This window comes from Pseudomonas bharatica CSV86, assembly GCF_000319305.2.
Classification (GTDB): domain Bacteria; phylum Pseudomonadota; class Gammaproteobacteria; order Pseudomonadales; family Pseudomonadaceae; genus Aquipseudomonas; species Aquipseudomonas bharatica.
In genome coordinates this window covers 2420748-2438304 of record NZ_AMWJ02000002.1, presented here as the reverse complement: position 1 = coordinate 2438304, position 17557 = coordinate 2420748, and the positions used below count along the sequence as shown (strand labels likewise).

16 protein-coding genes and 3 pseudogenes are annotated in these 17557 nt (G+C 62.1%); 8 read left to right on the top strand and 11 right to left on the bottom strand.

Features of this window, described 5'->3' with window-relative positions; translation table 11 throughout:
- Nucleotides 1-120 precede the first annotated feature (120 nt).
- Nucleotides 121-885: a gamma-glutamyl-gamma-aminobutyrate hydrolase family protein gene (locus CSV86_RS25045; RefSeq protein WP_009397041.1), complete on the top strand. Its 765-nt coding sequence runs from the start codon at nt 121-123 to the stop codon at nt 883-885.
- A 50-nt stretch (nt 886-935) separates the two neighbouring features.
- A complete protein-coding gene (locus tag CSV86_RS25040) occupies nt 936-2468 on the top strand; it encodes an APC family permease (protein ID WP_009397040.1) in 1533 nt (510 codons plus the stop codon).
- A 31-nt stretch (nt 2469-2499) separates the two neighbouring features.
- Here the strand turns inward: CSV86_RS25040 and gmk are convergent, their stop codons facing one another.
- Nucleotides 2500-3120: a guanylate kinase gene (gene gmk, locus CSV86_RS25035; RefSeq protein ID WP_009397039.1), complete on the bottom strand. Its 621-nt coding sequence runs from the start codon at nt 3118-3120 to the stop codon at nt 2500-2502.
- Between the two features lie 13 nt (nt 3121-3133).
- Nucleotides 3134-3997, bottom strand: coding sequence for a YicC/YloC family endoribonuclease (locus tag CSV86_RS25030; protein WP_009397037.1), 864 nt, complete (start codon nt 3995-3997; stop codon nt 3134-3136).
- A 327-nt stretch (nt 3998-4324) separates the two neighbouring features.
- Here CSV86_RS25030 and rph point away from each other — a divergent pair, with 327 nt between their 5' ends.
- On the top strand, nt 4325-5047 hold the full coding sequence (gene rph, locus CSV86_RS25025) for a ribonuclease PH (RefSeq protein WP_009397035.1): 723 nt from the start codon (nt 4325-4327) through the stop codon (nt 5045-5047).
- A 69-nt stretch (nt 5048-5116) separates the two neighbouring features.
- On the opposite strand, the gene crc is transcribed toward rph, so the two are convergent.
- Nucleotides 5117-5896 carry a catabolite repression control protein Crc gene (gene crc, locus CSV86_RS25020; protein ID WP_009397034.1) on the bottom strand — a complete coding sequence of 260 codons (780 nt, stop codon included), beginning with the start codon at nt 5894-5896 and terminating at the stop codon, nt 5117-5119.
- Nucleotides 5897-5976: 80 nt separating this feature from the next.
- Between crc and pyrE the strand changes: the two genes are divergently transcribed.
- Nucleotides 5977-6618, top strand: a complete 642-nt coding sequence (gene pyrE, locus CSV86_RS25015) for an orotate phosphoribosyltransferase (RefSeq protein ID WP_009397031.1) — start codon at nt 5977-5979, stop codon at nt 6616-6618.
- Nucleotides 6619-6691: 73 nt separating this feature from the next.
- Here the strand turns inward: pyrE and CSV86_RS25010 are convergent, their stop codons facing one another.
- The 3 genes and pseudogenes from CSV86_RS25010 to CSV86_RS25000 form a co-directional block, all read right to left on the bottom strand.
- The gene (locus CSV86_RS25010; protein ID WP_004574636.1) at nt 6692-7981 is read right to left on the bottom strand and encodes an ISL3-like element ISPpu12 family transposase; all 1290 of its coding nucleotides are present in this window, start codon (nt 7979-7981) and stop codon (nt 6692-6694) included.
- Nucleotides 7982-8002: 21 nt separating this feature from the next.
- Nucleotides 8003-8515 (bottom strand): signal peptidase II, encoded by a 513-nt coding sequence (gene lspA, locus CSV86_RS25005; protein WP_003821921.1) that lies wholly within the window; start codon nt 8513-8515, stop codon nt 8003-8005.
- 3 nt (nt 8516-8518) lie between these two features.
- Nucleotides 8519-9414: pseudogene (locus CSV86_RS25000) on the bottom strand (cation efflux transmembrane domain-containing protein).
- 95 nt (nt 9415-9509) lie between these two features.
- On the opposite strand from CSV86_RS25000, the gene cadR reads away from it, so the two are divergent.
- The gene (gene cadR / locus CSV86_RS24995) at nt 9510-9917 is read left to right on the top strand and encodes a Cd(II)/Pb(II)-responsive transcriptional regulator (RefSeq protein WP_009403731.1); all 408 of its coding nucleotides are present in this window, start codon (nt 9510-9512) and stop codon (nt 9915-9917) included.
- 137 nt (nt 9918-10054) lie between these two features.
- On the opposite strand, the gene argB is transcribed toward cadR, so the two are convergent.
- The 4 genes and pseudogenes from argB to coaBC all read right to left on the bottom strand — a co-directional run bounded on the left by argB (nt 10055) and on the right by coaBC (nt 14163).
- Nucleotides 10055-10963, bottom strand: coding sequence for an acetylglutamate kinase (gene argB, locus CSV86_RS24990; protein WP_009395884.1), 909 nt, complete (start codon nt 10961-10963; stop codon nt 10055-10057).
- Between the two features lie 30 nt (nt 10964-10993).
- Nucleotides 10994-12367 (bottom strand): annotated as a pseudogene (locus tag CSV86_RS24985) (phosphomannomutase/phosphoglucomutase); the annotation flags it as partial.
- A 126-nt stretch (nt 12368-12493) separates the two neighbouring features.
- On the bottom strand, nt 12494-12949 hold the full coding sequence (gene dut / locus CSV86_RS24980; protein ID WP_009395882.1) for a dUTP diphosphatase: 456 nt from the start codon (nt 12947-12949) through the stop codon (nt 12494-12496).
- Nucleotides 12950-12954: 5 nt separating this feature from the next.
- A complete protein-coding gene (coaBC, locus tag CSV86_RS24975) occupies nt 12955-14163 on the bottom strand; it encodes a bifunctional phosphopantothenoylcysteine decarboxylase/phosphopantothenate--cysteine ligase CoaBC (RefSeq protein WP_009395881.1) in 1209 nt (402 codons plus the stop codon).
- A 147-nt stretch (nt 14164-14310) separates the two neighbouring features.
- On the opposite strand from coaBC, the pseudogene radC reads away from it, so the two are divergent.
- A pseudogene (radC, locus tag CSV86_RS24970) lies at nt 14311-14976 on the top strand (RadC family protein); the annotation flags it as partial.
- A 142-nt stretch (nt 14977-15118) separates the two neighbouring features.
- Here the strand turns inward: radC and CSV86_RS24965 are convergent.
- Complete coding sequence (locus CSV86_RS24965; RefSeq protein WP_009395879.1) at nt 15119-16708, bottom strand: ABC transporter substrate-binding protein; 1590 nt, start codon at nt 16706-16708, stop codon at nt 15119-15121.
- A gap of 363 nt (nt 16709-17071) precedes the next feature.
- On the opposite strand from CSV86_RS24965, the gene rpmB reads away from it, so the two are divergent.
- A complete protein-coding gene (gene rpmB, locus CSV86_RS24960; RefSeq protein ID WP_037058999.1) occupies nt 17072-17308 on the top strand; it encodes a 50S ribosomal protein L28 in 237 nt (78 codons plus the stop codon).
- 11 nt (nt 17309-17319) lie between these two features.
- Nucleotides 17320-17475, top strand: coding sequence for a 50S ribosomal protein L33 (rpmG, locus tag CSV86_RS24955; protein WP_003242516.1), 156 nt, complete (start codon nt 17320-17322; stop codon nt 17473-17475).
- Nucleotides 17476-17557: the final 82 nt, after the last annotated feature.

Here is a 17557-nt window from a genome sequence, read left to right as displayed (position 1 = left end):
CGCCGACCCTGTGGGAGCTGGCTTGCCAGCGATTGCTGTAGTGAATTCACCACCGCAATCGCTGGCAAGCCAGCTCCCACGGGATCGGCGGCGCCGACTTCTTAAAGAGAGGCTGAATCGATGAAAACCCCTTTGATCGGCGTCACCGCGTGCCGCCAGATGCTCGGTCACACGGCCTCCCACACCGTGGGCGACAAATACGTCGAGGCTGCCGCCTTTGCCGGCGTGCCGCTGATCCTGCCGGCGCTCAACGAGGCGCTGGAGCCGCAGCGTCTGCTGGAACGCCTCGACGGCATTGTTTTTACCGGTTCGCCTTCAAATGTCGAGCCGCATCATTACAATGGCGCCCCCAGCGCGGAAGGCACCCGGCACGACGTTTATCGTGACCGCCTGACCCTGCCGCTGCTGCGCGCGGCCATCGCCGCCGGTGTGCCGGTATTCTGCATCTGCCGGGGTTTCCAGGAGCTCAACGTGGCGCTGGGCGGCAGCCTGCACCAGCGCGTGCACGAGCTGCCCGGCTACCTGGACCACCGCGAGCCGCAGGACGCCCCGCTGGAGGTGCAGTACAGCCCGCGCCACCTGGTCAGCGTCGAGCCCGACGGGCAATTCCAACGACTGGGTTTGCCGCGCAGCTTCATGGTCAACTCGCTCCACGGCCAGGGCATCGACCGTCTGGCCGACGGCCTGCGGGTCGAGGCACTGGCTCCCGATGATCTGATCGAAGCGGTTTCCATGGAGGACGCACCCGGCTTCGTGCTCGGGGTGCAATGGCATCCGGAATGGCGTTTTGCCGAGAATCCGGTTTCGTTGCGACTTTTCCAGGCGTTCCGTGCAGCCTGCGAGGCTTACGCCGGTGGCCAGCGCTACCGCGAGGCCACTCTGTAGCGGGCATCCCCGGATGCCCTGAAGAACAATTCCAATAGCGGCGACATCTCATGAGCGAATTCGAAGCAAGCCTGTCCTCGGGCACGGCGGGACCGGCTCGCAAAGCCTCCAAGGGGCTGGCCAAGGGCCGGCTCGGCCTGCTCGCCAGCATCGTGCTGGGCATTTCCACCATCGCCCCGGTGTATACCCTCACCGGCGCCCTCGGGCCGACCGTACGGGAGGTCGGCCAGCATCTGCCGGCGGTGTTCATCGTCGGCTTCCTGCCGATGCTGCTGGTTGCCCTGGGCTACCGTGAGCTGAACGCCGCAGAGCCGGACAGCGGTACGTCCTTCACCTGGTCGGCGCGGGCCTTCGGCCCGATGATCGGCTGGATCGGCGGCTGGGGCCTGGTCACGGCGACCACCATCGTGCTGTCCAACCTGGCCGGGGTAGCAGTGGATTTCTTCTATCTGTTCCTCGGGCAACTGACCGGCAGCCGCGAGCTGGCTGCGCTCAGTGACAACCTGCTGGTCAACGTGGTCACCTGCTGTGTGTTCATCGCCATGGCGGTGTGGATCTGCTGTCGCGGCATCGGTACCACCATGACCGTGCAATATGGCCTGGTGGCCCTGCAATTGGTGGTGCTGGTGGGCTTCGCCATGGCCGCGTTCGGCGGGGCTGCGGAAACGCCGCCGATGGACTTCGATATCAGCTGGTTCAACCCCTTCGGCGTCGAGTCGTTCTCGGCCTTCGCTGCCGGGCTTTCGCTGTCGATTTTCATTTTCTGGGGCTGGGACGTTTGCCTGACCGTAAGCGAAGAGTCGGTCGGCAGCGATGAGGTTCCCGGTCGGGCGGCAACCCTTACGGTCCTGCTGATTCTGGGCCTGTACCTGGTCACTGCCATCGCCACCCTGCAGTTCGCCGGGATCAGCGAGGAAGGCCTGGGCCTGAACAATCCGCGCATCCAGGAAAACGTCTTTGCCCACCTGGCCGGGCCGGTGATGGGGCCGATGGCGATCCTGATGTCCATTGCCGTACTGGCGAGCACCGCCGCGTCACTGCAATCGACCTTCGTGTCGCCGGCGCGTACCTTGCTCGCCATGGGCTACTACGGCGCCGTGCCGGAGCGCTTCGCGCGTATCTGCCCGCGCTCGCAGACCCCGCGCTATGCCACCATCTGCGCCGGGGTCGCCGCCGGGGTGTTCTACGTGACCATGCGTACACTCAGCGAGAACGTGCTCGCCGACACCATTACCGCGCTGGGCATGATGATCTGCTTCTACTATTCGCTGACGGCCTTCGCCTGCGTCTGGTACTTCCGCCACAGCCTGTTCGACAGCCTGCGCCACTTCTTCATGCGTGGAGTGTGCCCGTTGCTGGGCGGCGCGATCCTTTCGGTGATCTTCGTGCAGACGGCCTTCGACAGCGCTTCGCCGGAGTTCGGCAGCGGCTCGCATGTGGGCGGGTTGGGGCTGGTGTTCGTGATCGCGATGATCATCCTGCTGCTGGGCATCGTCCTGATGCTGCTGTCGCGCCTGCGTGCACCGGCGTTCTTCCTGGGCGTGACGCTGCGTCGTCACGCCACTGTCCCCAGCCGCCGCTAGGCTTTCCCAAGGCGGCCAGGGAGGCGAGGGCTCAAGCCAGCAGTTGCTTGAGCAGCTCGCCGTGGCGCTGCTGCTGACCGTCCCGTTGCAGGCGATTGGCGCGGAACACGGCTTTCAGGTCTTCCAGCGCGGTGGCGAAGTCGTCGTTGATGATGACGTACTCGTACTCGTCGTAGTGCTTCATCTCGCTGACCGCTTCGCGCATCCTGCCTTCGATGATCTCGTCGCTGTCCTGGCCCCGGTTGGTCAGGCGCTGGCGCAGGGCCTGCTGGCTCGGTGGCAGGATGAAGATCGAGCGGGTCTCCGGCATCAGCTTGCGTACTTGCTGGGCGCCTTGCCAGTCGATTTCCAGGATCAGGTCGTGGCCCTGGTCCAGTGTCTGCTGCAGGGCGCTACGCGAGGTGCCGTAACAGTTGCCGAAGACCTCGGCCTGCTCGAGGAAGTCGCCCTGGGCGTTCATCCGCTCGAATTCTGCGCGATCGACGAAGTGATAGTTGACCCCATCGCGCTCGCCCGGGCGCATGGCGCGGGTGGTATGCGAGACCGACACGCGGATGTGGTTCAGGTCGTCGGTCAGGGCCTTGACCAGGCTGGTCTTGCCGGCGCCGGACGGGGCAGAAATGATGAACAGGGTGCCGCTGCTGTGTTTCATGATGGGGGTGGCCTTACTCGATGTTCTGTACTTGTTCACGCATCTGCTCGATCAGGACCTTGAGGTTCACCGCCGATTGCGTGCTGCGTGGGTCGAAGGCTTTGGAGCCAAGGGTGTTGGCTTCGCGGTTGAGCTCCTGCATCAGGAAGTCCAGGCGCCGGCCCGCAGCGCCGCCGGACTTGAGCACGCGGCGCACCTCGGTGACATGGGTGCTGAGGCGGTCGAGTTCTTCGGCGACATCGCTTTTCTGGGCCAGCAGGACCATTTCCTGTTCCAGGCGCTGCGGGTCCAGCTCGGCTTTCATGTCGTTGAAGCGGTCGAGGATCTTCTGCCGTTGCGCGGCGAGCATCTGCGGGACCAGGGTGCGCAGGGTAGCGACCTCATGGCTCATGCTGTCCAGCCGCTCGTTGATCAGCCGGGCCAGCTCGGCGCCTTCGCGATTGCGCCCGTTCTTGAGTTCGGCGAGCGCGTCTTCGAACAGCGCCAGGGCTTCCTGGTTCAGGGCCTGCGGGTCGGCAGCATCGGCCACCAGCACGCCAGGCCAGGACAGCACGGCCAGCGGGTTCAGTGGTGCAGGGTTCTTGATCAGGCTGGCGACGCTCTCGGCGGCTTCCACCACCTGGCGGGCGCGCTCCTGGTCCACCTGCAGCGATTTGCCGGCGTTCTCTTCGGTGAAACGCAGGGTGCACTCCACTTTCCCGCGGGAAATGCCCTGGCGCAGGGCCTCGCGTACCGCGCCTTCGAGGTCGCGGAAGGCGTCCGGCAGGCGTAGATGCGGCTCGAGATAGCGATGGTTGACCGAGCGCAACTCCCAGATGAGGGTGCCCTGGGTCCCGGCTCGTTCGACACGAGCGAAGGCGGTCATGCTGTGCACCATGGGAAGTACCTCGCAGATGGATGAAGGAGAAAGCCGACGGCTGCAAAGGCGCAGGATTGTAACGCAGTGCGCCGCCCGGTCCCATCTACTGATGTTACAAACCGGTGTGGAAGGACAGGGTGAATACCGACCGGGGGTTTTGGACTGTTCTCCCGGGCCTCATCGCTGGCAAGCCAGCTCCCACAGGGTCCGGGTCGCTGCAGAACCTGTGGGAGCTGGCTTGCCAGCGATGAGGCCGGTACAGCCAATACAGCTTCAGGCATGTCCACTGCGGCCCTGGCGCTCTATAATGCTCGGCAGTTCGAACCCCCAGTACAGGTATCCCCTATGAAACGTCCAAGTGGTCGCGCCGCCGATCAGCTTCGCTCGATCCGCATCACCCGCAACTACACCAAGCACGCCGAAGGGTCGGTACTGGTCGAGTTCGGCGACACCAAGGTGGTCTGCACCGTTAGCGTCGAGAATGGTGTTCCGCGCTTCCTCAAAGGCCAGGGCCAGGGCTGGCTGACCGCCGAGTACGGCATGCTGCCGCGTTCGACCGGCGAGCGTAACCAGCGTGAGGCCAGCCGTGGCAAGCAGGGCGGCCGGACCCTTGAAATCCAGCGCCTGATCGGGCGCTCGCTGCGTGCCGCCTTGGACATGAGCAAGCTTGGCGACATCACCCTGTATGTCGATTGCGATGTGATCCAGGCCGATGGCGGCACCCGCACCGCATCCATTACCGGTGCGATGGTCGCCCTGGTCGATGCCCTGCGCGTGGTCAAGAAGCGTGGCGGCCTGAAGGGCGGCGACCCGCTCAAGCACATGATCGCCGCCGTGTCGGTGGGCATGTACCAGGGCGAAGCGGTCCTCGACCTGGACTACCTGGAAGACTCCGCCGCCGAGACCGACCTGAACGTGGTCATGACCAGCTCGGGCGGCTTCATCGAGGTCCAGGGCACCGCCGAAGGCGCGCCGTTCCAGCCGCAGGAGCTGAACGCCATGCTGGCGATCGCGCAGAAAGGCATGGCCGATCTGTTCGAGCTGCAGAAGGCTGCGCTGGCCGATTGATCCCACAGGGTCCGAGTTCAGGCTCACAAAAAAGCCGACCCATGAGGTCGGCTTTTTTGCATCTGGCGATCAGATCGTCAGCGTCCAGTCGTAGTCGACGATCAGCGGCGCGTGCTGCGAGAAGCGCGGCTGGCGCGGCAGACGTGCACTGCGCACGAAGCGGCGCAGGCCCGGGGTCAGCAACTGGTAGTCGAAGCGATAGCCCAGGTTGAGCATCTCGGCCTGCTCGTTGTCTGGCCACCAGCTGTACTGGTCGCCTTCGCGGCTGACTTCGCGCAGGGCATCGACATAACCCATGTTGCCGACGATCTCGTCCATCCAGGCACGCTCGGGGGCAAGGAAGCCCGGCGACTGCTGGCTGTCGCGCCAGTTCTTGATGTCGAGCTTCTGCTGCGCCACGTAGAGCGAGCCGCAGTAGATGTATTCACGGCGCTTGCGACGCTGCTTGTCCAGGTACTTGGCGAAGTCGTCCATCAACTTGAACTTCTGGTTCAGGTCTTCGTCGCCGTTCTGCCCGGAAGGCAGGAGCAAGGTAGCAATACTGACTTTGTCGAAATCGGCCTGCAGGTAACGTCCGTAGCGGTCGGCTGTCTCGAAGCCCAGGCCACTGATGACTGCCTTGGGCTGCAACCGCGAATAAAGTGCCACGCCGCCTTGGGCGGGTACTTCTGCGTCGCAGGCATAAAGGAAGTAGCCATCGAGCTGATAAGCCGGGTCGTCGAGTTCAAAGGCCGAAGCGCGGGTATCCTGAAGGCAGATGACGTCGGCATTCTGGGCTTGCAGCCAGCTGAGCAAACCACGCTCGACCGCAGCCTGAATGCCATTAACGTTCACACTGATGATCCGCATAAATGGCCCCAAAAATCACGTGCGTGTATGATACCCGAGCTCTACTCAATTAGCTAAATCCGTGGTATCCGGGACTCCTCATGCAGCCGTATCAGCGCGACTTCATTCGTTTTGCCATCGATCGCGGGGTTCTGCGCTTCGGTGAGTTCACTCTCAAGTCGGGCCGTACCAGCCCGTATTTCTTCAATGCCGGCCTGTTCAACAGCGGTTCGGCCCTGGCCCAGCTCGGTCGTTGCTACGCGGCGGCGATCGTCGACAGCAAGATCCCGTTCGACGTGCTGTTCGGCCCGGCCTACAAGGGCATTCCCCTGGCGGCGGCCACCGCAGTCGCCCTCGCCGAGCAGCATCAGCTCGACGTGCCATGGTGCTTCAACCGCAAGGAAGCCAAGGACCACGGCGAAGGCGGCAGCCTGGTTGGCGCGCCGCTGGCTGGTGACGTGCTGATCATCGACGACGTGATCACTGCCGGCACCGCGATCCGCGAAGTCATGCAGATCATCAAGGCCCAGCAAGCCCGTGCCGCCGGCGTGCTGATCGCGCTGAACCGCGAAGAGCGCGGCAATGGCGAGTTGTCGGCGATCCAGGAAGTGGAGCGCGACTTCGGCATTCCGGTGGTCAGCATCGTTTCCCTGACCCAGGTCCTCGAGTTCCTTGCCGACGACCCGCAGCTCAAGCAGCACCTGCCAGCGGTGGAAGCCTACCGCGCGCAGTACGGCATCTGAGCCGGAAGAAATGAAGGGTATACGGATTTAATGGTTGATGGGGCACCTTCACCCCATCAATCTGATACCACCCTCAGATGGTTGATAGATCGACTCCGTAGTTGAGTTCCTCTGCGAAGTCCGGCAGTCCGTAACCGATGGTTTTCTTGTAGAAAGGAGAGACCTTCGCAGTCGGTGCCTTCTTCTTGTGCTTCGTGGTGTAGAGCATTCGTGCCCGCATCACCTCGAAGGAGTAACCGCGCCCTTCACGGTTCTTGTCCTTGGCCAGTCGGTTGATGGACTCCGTGTAAGCGTTGGTGACGGGCATGTCCGTCTCGAAGTAGGTCATGGTCTCTTCGCGCCAGTTTCCCACTGCCCTGACCAGATCGCTCCAGACTTCCTTTTGGCCCTTCGGGATGGTGGCTATCCACTCGTCCAGGGCGGCTTCTGCCTGGAGCCGTGTGGTGGCGTCCCAGATGCCGTAGAAGCGCTCCTTGTGCTCGTAGGCGGCCAGCAGTTGCGGGAACGCGCCTGTCCAGGTCTCCATGATGAGGCGCTCCCGGTCTGAGACTTCGTGAGCGCGTTTCAGCAGGATTTTCCGGTCTCCCTTGAGAGTCCGGCTCTGGGACGGTTTCAGCTCCTTTCTGAGGCCCTTGCGCACTCTCTCTAGGGCATCGTTGGCCATGCGCACCACATGGAACTTATCGACCACGATACGGGCCTGGGGCAGCACAGCCTTGACCGCTGCCCGGTAGGGGTTCCACATGTCCATGCTGACGATCTCGACCTTCTGCCGGTCTTTCAGCTTCATCAGGTAGTTGGTCACCACGTCCTGGCGGCGGGTGGCCAGCAGGTCGAGCAGGGTTCGCTCCTCAATGTTGGTCAGAATGCAGCGGTAGCGCTTGTTCAGGTATAGCTCGTCAATGCCCAGGATGCGGGGCGTCTCGAAGCGGTGCCAGCGCCCCAGGAACTCGGCGCGGGCGTTGAAGATGTCGCGCACCGTCTTCTCGTCCAGGCCGGTCTGTGCCGCCACAAAGGTGTAGGGGTGGTTGAAGGATTCCTTCTCCACGTACTCATGCAGCCGCAGTGTCATACGGAATCCGTCCACCATCTCCGGTAGCTGGGGCCTGAATGTTGTCTTGCAGGCCCGGCAGGTGTATCGGCGGCGGACCACCCAGAGAGTGACCCGCTTGCCGTGGATGGGCAGATCACGATAGGGAACGTCACGCTTGCCGAACCGTACGAACTCACCCTGCACGCCGCATTCCTCGCAGGCGATGGGATCGGGCACGTCCACCTGGAAGTGCATTTCGTCGTCGGTTGATTTGCAGCCCAGTACTTGGTATTGCGGCAGGTGAAGGATGTTGTCGGGAAGTTCGGTCATGGTGTTGTATAGGCGTAGGTGTCAGTCAGATCCATCCGACTCGGCATTGGTGTTTGCTTTTTTACCCAACAAGCTGCTGGAAACGAAAAGTAAGGCACCGAGGACAATTGCAATATCAGCCAGGTTGAAGGCCGGCCAATGCCAGTCTCGCCAATAGAAATCAAAGGAATCCACAACATAGCCGCGAAAGACCCGGTCAATCAGGTTGCCCATGGCGCCACCGAGGATAAGACTGTAAGCGATGGCTTCTCCTTTATGACGATTTTCAAGGATCAGCTTGATCAGAAAAATCGAGACCACTACCGCGATTCCGATAAAAAAGTAGCGCTGCCAGCCTCCACCATTCGCAAAAAGACTGAATGCGGCACCGGTGTTCCATAGGTGCACCCAGTTAAAGAACGGGGTCACCGAAACATACTCGCCATAGGCCATTGATTGCTGCACCAGCCACTTTACAGCCTGATCAGACGCTGCCAGCAGGCCCGATATGGACAATAGGGCATACGGCGAGAGCTTTTTGCCAATAATGAGCATTATTTAACCCTTCAACGCCAAAATGCGTCTGGCACCGTTAAGTACAATGCCCCCGCGATGGTGCCGATAATCAGATCCGGATAATTGGAACCGGTCCACGCGACCAGGGCGCCGGCGGTGATGACCCCCAGGTTGATCACCACGTCGTTGGCCGAGAATATCCAGCTTGCCTTCATGTGCGCCCCGCCTTCCCGATGTTTGGATATGAGCAGCAGACAACTGGTATTGGCAATCAATGCGACGAATGCGATAGCCATCATCACCAGCGATTCAGGCTCACTACCGAATACAAAGCGTCTCACCACCTCTACGAGCACGCCCACAGCCAAGATCAGTTGCAGTACACCAGCAAGATGCGCGGCACGTACCTGCATTTTCACGCTATGTCCAACCGCATAAAGGGCAAGCCCGTACACCGCCGCATCGGCAAAATTGTCCAGGGATTCTCCAATCAGGCCGGTGGACCGGGCGATCAGACCGGCAGTCATTTCCACCACGAACAGAAGTGCATTGATGCCGAGCAACCAGCGCAGGGTCCCGGATTCTTGCTTAGCAGAAGCTGCCGAAAACTCGGCGGCCTTGATGGTCTCCGGATTTGCAGCGACGGTTTCCTGAAGCGAGGCGCCTAGCCCCAAGGTCTTCAGTTTCGAGGTGACGGGCTCGACCTCGCCGTCATGCACGACCTTCAGCCGGCGGTTCGACAAGTCGAAGGACAGCGCCCGAATCTCCTCAAAGCCGTTCAGGGCTAGGCGAATCATTCGTTCTTCTGATGGACAGTCCATCTTCGGCACGGCATAAACACTGACCCATCTCCCTGGCGCCTCGGAGGAGGCCTGTATATCGGTATCCGCTGCGGACGTTGCATCACCGCCACAGGCGCCACCACAGGATTTGCTCATGATACGACTCCACTTGAACAATGTTGTGGTACCATTTAAAACTATAAAGCTACTATAAGGTCAATAGAGTAAAGAATCCGTTGGGGAGGAGGCTGATGCGCATTGGTCAGTTGGCGCAGTTGGTAGGGGTCGAAACACAGACGATCCGCTTCTATGAACAGCAGGGCTTGTTGCCGCCGCCTGATCGGCAGGACAACGGTTACCGTGTCTATACCGAGAAGCATGGTGAGGGGCTGGCCTTCATCCGTCGCTGCAGAATCCTGGGCCTGTCACTGGCTGAGATTCACGAACTACAGAGCTATGAGGACGACCCTCATCAGCCTTGTACCGCCGTCAACGCCTTGCTCGATGATCACATCTCTCATGTGCGGTCGCAGATAACCGCTCTGCAAGCGCTTGAGAAACAACTCGTTTCACTGAGAGCGAGTTGCAACGATGACCGGGAAGTTGAGGCGTGTGGGGTTCTTGCTGGAATTAGCGAAGGAAACATGCACCAGCAGTAGGTGAAGCATCAACCAGATAATCCGATGAGATGCCGGTCTGTCTCACTCTCATGCAAAGGTAAGATCAACCATTTAATCCGCTTACCCGAAATGAAAAAGGCGACCCGAAGGTCGCCTTTTTCCTGCCCGCAAAATGCTTACTGACGCGGCTTGCGGTTGGTGATCAGGGTGCCGACGCCGCTGTCGGTGAAGATTTCCAGCAGTACGGCATTCGGTACCCGGCCGTCGATGATGTGCGAGCTGTGCACGCCGCCCTGGACCGCTTCCAGCGCGCAGCGGATCTTCGGCAGCATACCGCCGTAGATGGTGCCGTCGGCGATCAGTGCGTCGACCTGTTCGGTGCTCAGACCGGTCAGCACGGTACCTTGCTTGTCCATCAGGCCGGCGATGTTGGTCAGCAGCATCAGCTTCTCGGCTTTCAGCGCTTCGGCAACCTTGCCGGCAACCAGGTCGGCGTTGATGTTGTACGACTCACCGTTCGGGCCCACGCCGATTGGCGCGATGACCGGGATGAAGTCGCCCTTCACCAGCATGTTCAGCAGGTCGGTGTTGACGCCCACCACTTCGCCAACGTGGCCGATGTCGATGATTTCCGGGGTGGTCATTTCCGGGGTCTGGCGGGTGACGGTGAGCTTTTTCGCGCGGATCAGCTCGGCGTCCTTGCCGGTCAGGCCGATGGCGCTGCCGCCGTGACGGTTGATCAGGTTGACGATGTCCTTGTTCACCTGGCCGCCAAGCACCATCTCCACCACGTCCATGGTCGCCGCGTCGGTAACCCGCATGCCATCGACGAAACGGCTTTCGATCGACAGACGGTTGAGCAGGTCACCGATCTGCGGCCCACCGCCGTGCACCACCACCGGGTTGATGCCGACCGCCTTCATCAGCACCACGTCGCGGGCGAAGCCGGTTTTCAGCTCTTCGCTCTCCATCGCGTTGCCGCCGTACTTGATCACCAGGGTCTTGCCGACGAAGCGTCGGATATAAGGCAGCGCTTCGGACAGTACCTTGGCGACATGGGTGGCGGCATCGCGATCGAGGGTCATGCAGGGCTCCAGTTGGAACAAGTGGTTCGGTCAGAACGGTAGTTGCAGGTCAGGGGCTACGCGCTTGAGCTGCGCGTGGAATATAGCCTTGATTCGCTGCAGTTCGGCGTCATTGTCGGCCTCGAAGCGCAGGACCAGCACCGGGGTGGTGTTGGAGGCGCGGACCAGGCCCCAGCCGTGGGGATAATCGACCCGCACACCGTCGATGGTGGTCAGGTCGGCTTGGCCCCAGTCGGCGTCGCGTTGCAGTGCATCAATGATGGCGAATTTACTCTCGTCGGTCACATCAATGTTGATTTCCGGCGTGGAAATATCATTCGGGAAGCCGGCGAACAGGGTTTCGGCGTCCGTTTCGGCCTTGCTGAGGATTTCCAGCAGCCGCGCGGCGCTGTAGATACCGTCGTCGAAGCCGAACCAGCGTTCCTTGATGAAAATGTGCCCGCTCATCTCGCCTGCAAGCAGGGCGCCGGTTTCCTTCATCTTCTTCTTGATCAGCGAGTGGCCGGTTTTCCACATCCGAGCATGGCCGCCGTGTTCGGCGATCAGCGGGGTCAGGCGACGGGTGCACTTGACGTCGAAGATGATCTCGGCGCCCGGGTTGCGGTCCAGCACGTCCTGGGCGAACAGCATCAGCAGGCGGTCGGGATAGACGATGCTGCCGGTGTTGGTCACCACGCCGACGCGGTCACCGTCGCCGTCGAAGGCCAGGCCGATGTCGGCACCGGTTTCCTTCACTTTCGCGATCAGATCGACGAGGTTCTCCGGTTTTCCCGGGTCCGGATGGTGATTGGGGAAGTTGCCGTCCACTTCGCAGAACAACGGGATGACCTCGCAGTTCAGCGCGGCCAGCAGCTGTGGCGCGTTGACCCCGGCGGCGCCGTTGCCGCAGTCCACCACCACCTTCAGGGGCCGGGCGAGCTTGATGTCGCCGACGATCTGCTGGTGATAGCGCGGGAGGATATCGACCTTTTCCACCTTGCCGGCGCCGCGCGGCAGGTCCTCGTTCTTGATGCGGTTCAGCAGGGCCTGGATCTGCTCGTTGGCAAGGGTGTCGCCGGCGATGACGATCTTGAAGCCGTTGTAGTCCGACGGGTTATGGCTGCCAGTGAGCATCACCCCGGACTTGCCGGCCAGCACATTGGCCGCGTAGTACAGGGCAGGGGTCGGCACCAGGCCGACATCGCTGACCTGGCAACCGGCGTCGGCCAGGCCCTTGATCAGTTGTTCCACCAGCATCGGACCGGACAGGCGGCCATCACGGCCGACGGAAACGTTCGGCTCGCCCTGGGCGATGCTCTGGGCGCCGATGGCGCGGCCGATCCAGTAAGCCGTTTCGGCGTGCAGGGTCTTTCCGACCACACCACGAATATCGTAGGCGCGGAAGATGCTGTCAGGCAGTGCGGGGATCAATTGGGCCATATCGTTCATCACGGGACTCCAGTCTCGAAGGCTTTCGGGCGTATGGAACGCTTGGACGGCCTTTCCGGCGGAGAGTTCGCCCTCGACAGGCCGTCGAGGGTGATCAACGGATCAATGGCTACCGGAATGACCGAAGCCGCCGGCGCCGCGCTGGGTCTCGTCGAAGGTCTCGACGATGTCGAAATGCGCCTGTACCACCGGCACCAGGACCAGCTGTGCGATGCGCTCGCCGACGGCGATATTGAAGGCGGTCTGGCCGCGGTTCCAGCACGACACCATCAGTTCGCCCTGGTAGTCCGAGTCGATCAGGCCGACCAGGTTGCCCAGGACGATGCCGTGTTTGTGGCCCAGGCCGGAACGCGGCAGGATCATGGCCGCCAGGCCCGGATCGCCGATGTAGATCGACAGTCCGGTGGGGATCAGCAGGGTCTGGCCCGGCTCGAGCAGGGTGTCTTCCTTGAGCATCGCGCGCAGGTCGAGGCCGGCCGAGCCGGGGGTGGCGTATTGCGGCAGCGGGAATTCGGCGCCGATGCGTGGATCGAGGATCTTGGCTTGGAGAGCGTGCATGTGGATCAAACCTGGTTGAGGCGTTCAGCGATGAAAGCGATCAGCTGGCGGGCGATCTTGCCCTTGCTGGTCTGCGCGAAAAGGGTTTCGTGGAGCTGACGGTCGATCACGCTGCAGGCGTTTTCCTCGCTGTTGAAGCCAATGCTGGGGTTGGCCACGTCATTGGCGACGATCAGGTCGAGGTTCTTGTCCTTGAGCTTGCGGGCGGCGTAATCGAGCAGGTGTTCGGTCTCGGCGGCGAAGCCGACGCTGAACGGACGGTCGGGACGGGTGGCGATGGTGGCCAGGATGTCCGGGTTGCGCACCATCTGCAGCAGCAGGCCGTCGCCGGTCGTAGGGTCTTTCTTGAGTTTCTGCGGGGCGACGACTTCCGGGCGGTAGTCCGCGACCGCCGCCGAGGCAATGAACAAATCGCAGGGGATTGCCGCCTCGCAGGCCGCGAGCATATCGCGGGCGCTGACCACATCGATCCGGGTGACCCGGTCCGGGGTGGGCAGGTGCACCGGGCCGGTGACGAGCGTTACTCGGGCGCCGGCTTCCACTGCGGCCTCGGCCAGGGCGAAGCCCATTTTCCCGGAGCTGTGGTTGGTGATGTAGCGCACCGGGTCGATGTTTTCCTGGGTCGGCCCGGCGGTAATCAGCACGTGCTTGCCGGTCAGTGACTCGCGCTTGAAGCACTCGGCGGCGCACCAGGCCAGGTCGGTGGCTTCGAGCATGCGGCCGAGGCCCACGTCGCCGCAGGCCTGGCTGCCCGACGCCGGGCCGAAGACCTGGATCCGGCGTTGCTGCAAGGTATCGAGGTTGGCCTGGGTGGCCGGATCGCGCCACATCGCCTGGTTCATCGCCGGAGCGACGGCCACGGTGGCGTCGGTGGCGAGTACCAGGGTGGTCAGCAGATCGTCGGCCACGCCCTGGGCGAGGCGCGCGATCAGGTCGGCGGTGGCGGGTGCGATCAGCACCAGGTCGGCCCATTTGGCCAGTTCGATATGGCCCATCGCCGCTTCGGCAGCGGGATCCAATAGGTCCATGTGCACGGGGTGCCCGGACAGCGCTTGCATGGTCAGCGGAGTGATGAATTCGGCTCCGCCGCGGGTCATGACCACGCGCACCTGGGCGCCGTGTTCCAGAAGTCGGCGAACCAGCTCGGCGCTCTTGTAGGCGGCAATGCCGCCGCCGACGCCGAGAACAATGCGTTTCCGATACAGCCGCTGCATAGGCCTGCCTTTTTCCGATGGAAGTTGTGCACCGCGCCGACGCCTCCCCAGGCCGAATCGCTGTGCAAAAAGTGGCGGCTAATGTAGCACAGCGCCGCTTCCAGCAAGAGCGCCGGAAGCAGTAACGGACAGACAGAGGGATTTGCGATGAGCATCAGGGACTGGCCTGCGGCGGAACGGCCAAGGGAAAAGCTGTTGGAACGGGGCGCGGCAAACCTGTCGGACGCCGAATTGCTGGCCATTTTCCTGCGCATCGGCGTACGTGGAAAAAGCGCGGTGGACCTGGCCCGGGAACTGCTGCAGCGCTTTGGCGGCCTGCGCGGGCTGCTGGAGGCGGATCAGCGTGGCTTCAGCCAGGGGCAGGGCCTCGGCCCGGCCAAGTTCGCCCAGTTGCAGGCGGTGATGGAAATGGCGCGTCGGCACCTGGGCGAAACCCTGCAGCGGGGTTCGGCGCTGGAGCGCCCGGAGGCGGTGCGCACCTACCTGAAGGCGCAGATGCGGCATGAGCGCAACGAGGTGTTCGGCTGCCTGTTCCTCGACACCAAGCACCGGCCGCTAGGCTTCGAAATCCTTTTCCGTGGCTCCATCGACAGCGCCACGGTGTATCCGCGCCAGGTGGTCAAGCGAGCCCTGGCCTACAACGCGGCGGCGTTGATCCTGTGTCACAACCATCCTTCCGGCAACCCCGAGCCGAGCAAGGCCGACATCCGCCTGACCCACCGGCTGGTGGATGCCCTGGAAAGCATCGAGGTGCGCGTGCTCGATCACTTCATCATCGGCGACGGCGAGCCGTTGTCGATGCTGGAGCGGGGTGTTTCTTCAGTAACCCGTCCTGAGGTGTTGCCGATGGCCTCATCGCTGGCAAGCCAGCTCCCACAGTGACCGCGTGCGCCGCAAAACCTGTGGGAGCTGGCTTGCCAGCGATGAGGCCCGATCAGACACAGGAGATAACCCGCTATTTCTCTACCTTCACCCCGGCAAAGTCCTGCCGCCCGAACGGATTCACCTGGTAGCCCTCCACATCCTTGCGCAGCAGCACCGCAGCGGTCGGGTGGGCCAGCGGCAGCCACAGGGCCTGCTGCTGGATCTGCGCCTGGGCCTGCTGGTACAGGCGGCTGCGTACGCTCTGGTCGGTGGTGGTCTTGCCGGCGCTGATCAGCTGGTCAAGGCGCGAGTCGCAATAGCGCGCGAAGTTGGTCCCGGAGGTGACCGCAGCGCAGGAAAACTGCGGGCTGAGGAAGTTGTCCGGGTCGCCGTTGTCGCCCGCCCAGCCCATGAACAGCAAATCATGCTCGCCAGCCTTGGCCCGACGAATCAGCTCGCCCCACTCGATGACGCGGATTTCCGCTTTGATCCCGACCTTGGCCAGGTCTGCCTGCAACAACTGCGCGCCCAGGCTCGGGTTGGGATTGAGCAGGCTGCCGGACGGACGGGTCCAGATCGTGGTGCTGAAACCGTCGGGCAGGCCGGCTTTCTTCAACAGATCGCGGGCTTTGTCGAGGTTGGTCGGGTAGCCCGGCAGCGACTTGTCATAACTCCAGGTGTTCGGCGGGAACGGGCCGTTGGCAGTGACTGCCGTGCCTTCGAATACGGCCTTGAGGTAGCTGTCCTTGTCGAAGGCGAGGTTGATCGCCTGGCGCACTTCCGGCTTGTCCAGCGGCGGGTGCTGGCTGTTGATGGCGACGAAGGCGGTCATGAACGCTTCGGTCTTTTCCACCTTGAGGTTGGCGTCCTCGCTTGCTGCAGCGAGGTCCAGCGGCTTTGGCGAAAGGGCAATCTGGCATTCGTTGCGTCGCAGCTTTTGCAGGCGCACGTTGGCGTCCGGGGTGATGGCGAAGATCAGCGGATCGACTGCCGGCTTGCCATTGAAGTAGTCCGGGTTGGCCCGATAACGCACCACCGCATCCTTCTGGAAACGGTTGAAGACGAACGGCCCGGTGCCCACCGGCTGGCTGTTGAGCTTTTCCGGGGTACCTGCCTTGAGCAACTGATCGGCATACTCAGCCGAATAGATCGAGGCGAAGCCCATGCTCAGGGTGGCGAGGAAGGTGGCGTCCGGGTGGCTCAGGGTGAAGCGCACGGTCAGCGGATCCGGGGCGTCGATCTGCTTGATCAGGTCGGGCAGTTGCAGCGATTGCGCATGGGGGAAGCCGCTCTGGGCGATCTTGTGCCAGGAGTGCGCCGGGTACAGCATGCGCTGGAAGCTGAACAGCACGTCGTCGGCGTTCAGTGTGCGGCCTGGCTTGAAGTATGGGGTGGTATGGAACTTCACCTCGGGCCGCAGCTTGAATTCCCAGGTCAGGCCGTCGTCGGATACCGTCCAGCTCTGGGCCAGGCTCGGCACCACCTTGCCGGTCGCTGCGTCGAACTCCACCAGGCGGTTCATCAGCACGTCGGCCGAGGCATTGGTGGTGGTCAGCGAGTTGTACTGGACCACGTCGAAGCCTTCGGGGCTGGCTTCGGTGCATACGCTGAGGGCGGCGGCCTGGGCCATGGCAGGGCCGAGCAGGGAGGCGAGCAACAGGGATAGAACGGCGGGGCGCATGATAACTCCTAGGCTGAACGACGACCCATCTGCCAGTGCAGTCTGGAAAAGACCTACCCTAGTGCCCCGGATTACAAATCGCCAACATCTTTTTCAACGAATCGCACGACGAGCGGTAAACTGCCGTGCAGCCCGTTTGCCACGCCGTGCGGGCCCGGGCGGTACAGGGTGCAGTGATATTGTTTGTTGTTGTGCTCTGGTCTTTCTGGTATAAAGCAGCGCTCTTTTCTAGGGGCCCGGTGTGTAGCATCCTCGGGTGTAGCCGGTAAGACCCCGAAGAATCACGGCGCCTGGCGCCAGAAACTGAGAGATTAAGCGGCCAACCCATGCCGGGTTGGGCATGTGGTTTTAGAGGGCTGAGGCATGTCGAGAGTCTGTCAAGTTACTGGTAAGGGTCCAGTAACCGGGAACAACATTTCCCACGCAAACAACAAAACCCGTCGTCGTTTCCTGCCGAACCTGCAGCATCACCGCTTCTGGGTCGAGTCCGAGAAGCGTTTCGTGCGTCTGCGCGTTTCCGCCAAGGGCATGCGTATCATCGACAAGCGCGGCATCGATGCCGTTCTGGTCGACATTCGCCGTAACGGCATCAAGGTCTAAGGGAGAACGTCATGCGTGAACTGATCCGTTTGGTGTCGAGCGCCGGTACTGGCCACTTCTACACCACCGACAAGAACAAGCGCACCACTCCGGACAAGATCGAGATCAAGAAATACGATCCGGTCGTCCGTAAGCACGTGATGTACAAGGAAGCCAAGATCAAGTAATTGGTCTGGTTTTCGGGAAAGGCCCGTATCTTCCGGATACGGGCTTTTTTTGGGTAAGCGGATTAAATGGTTGATCTTACCT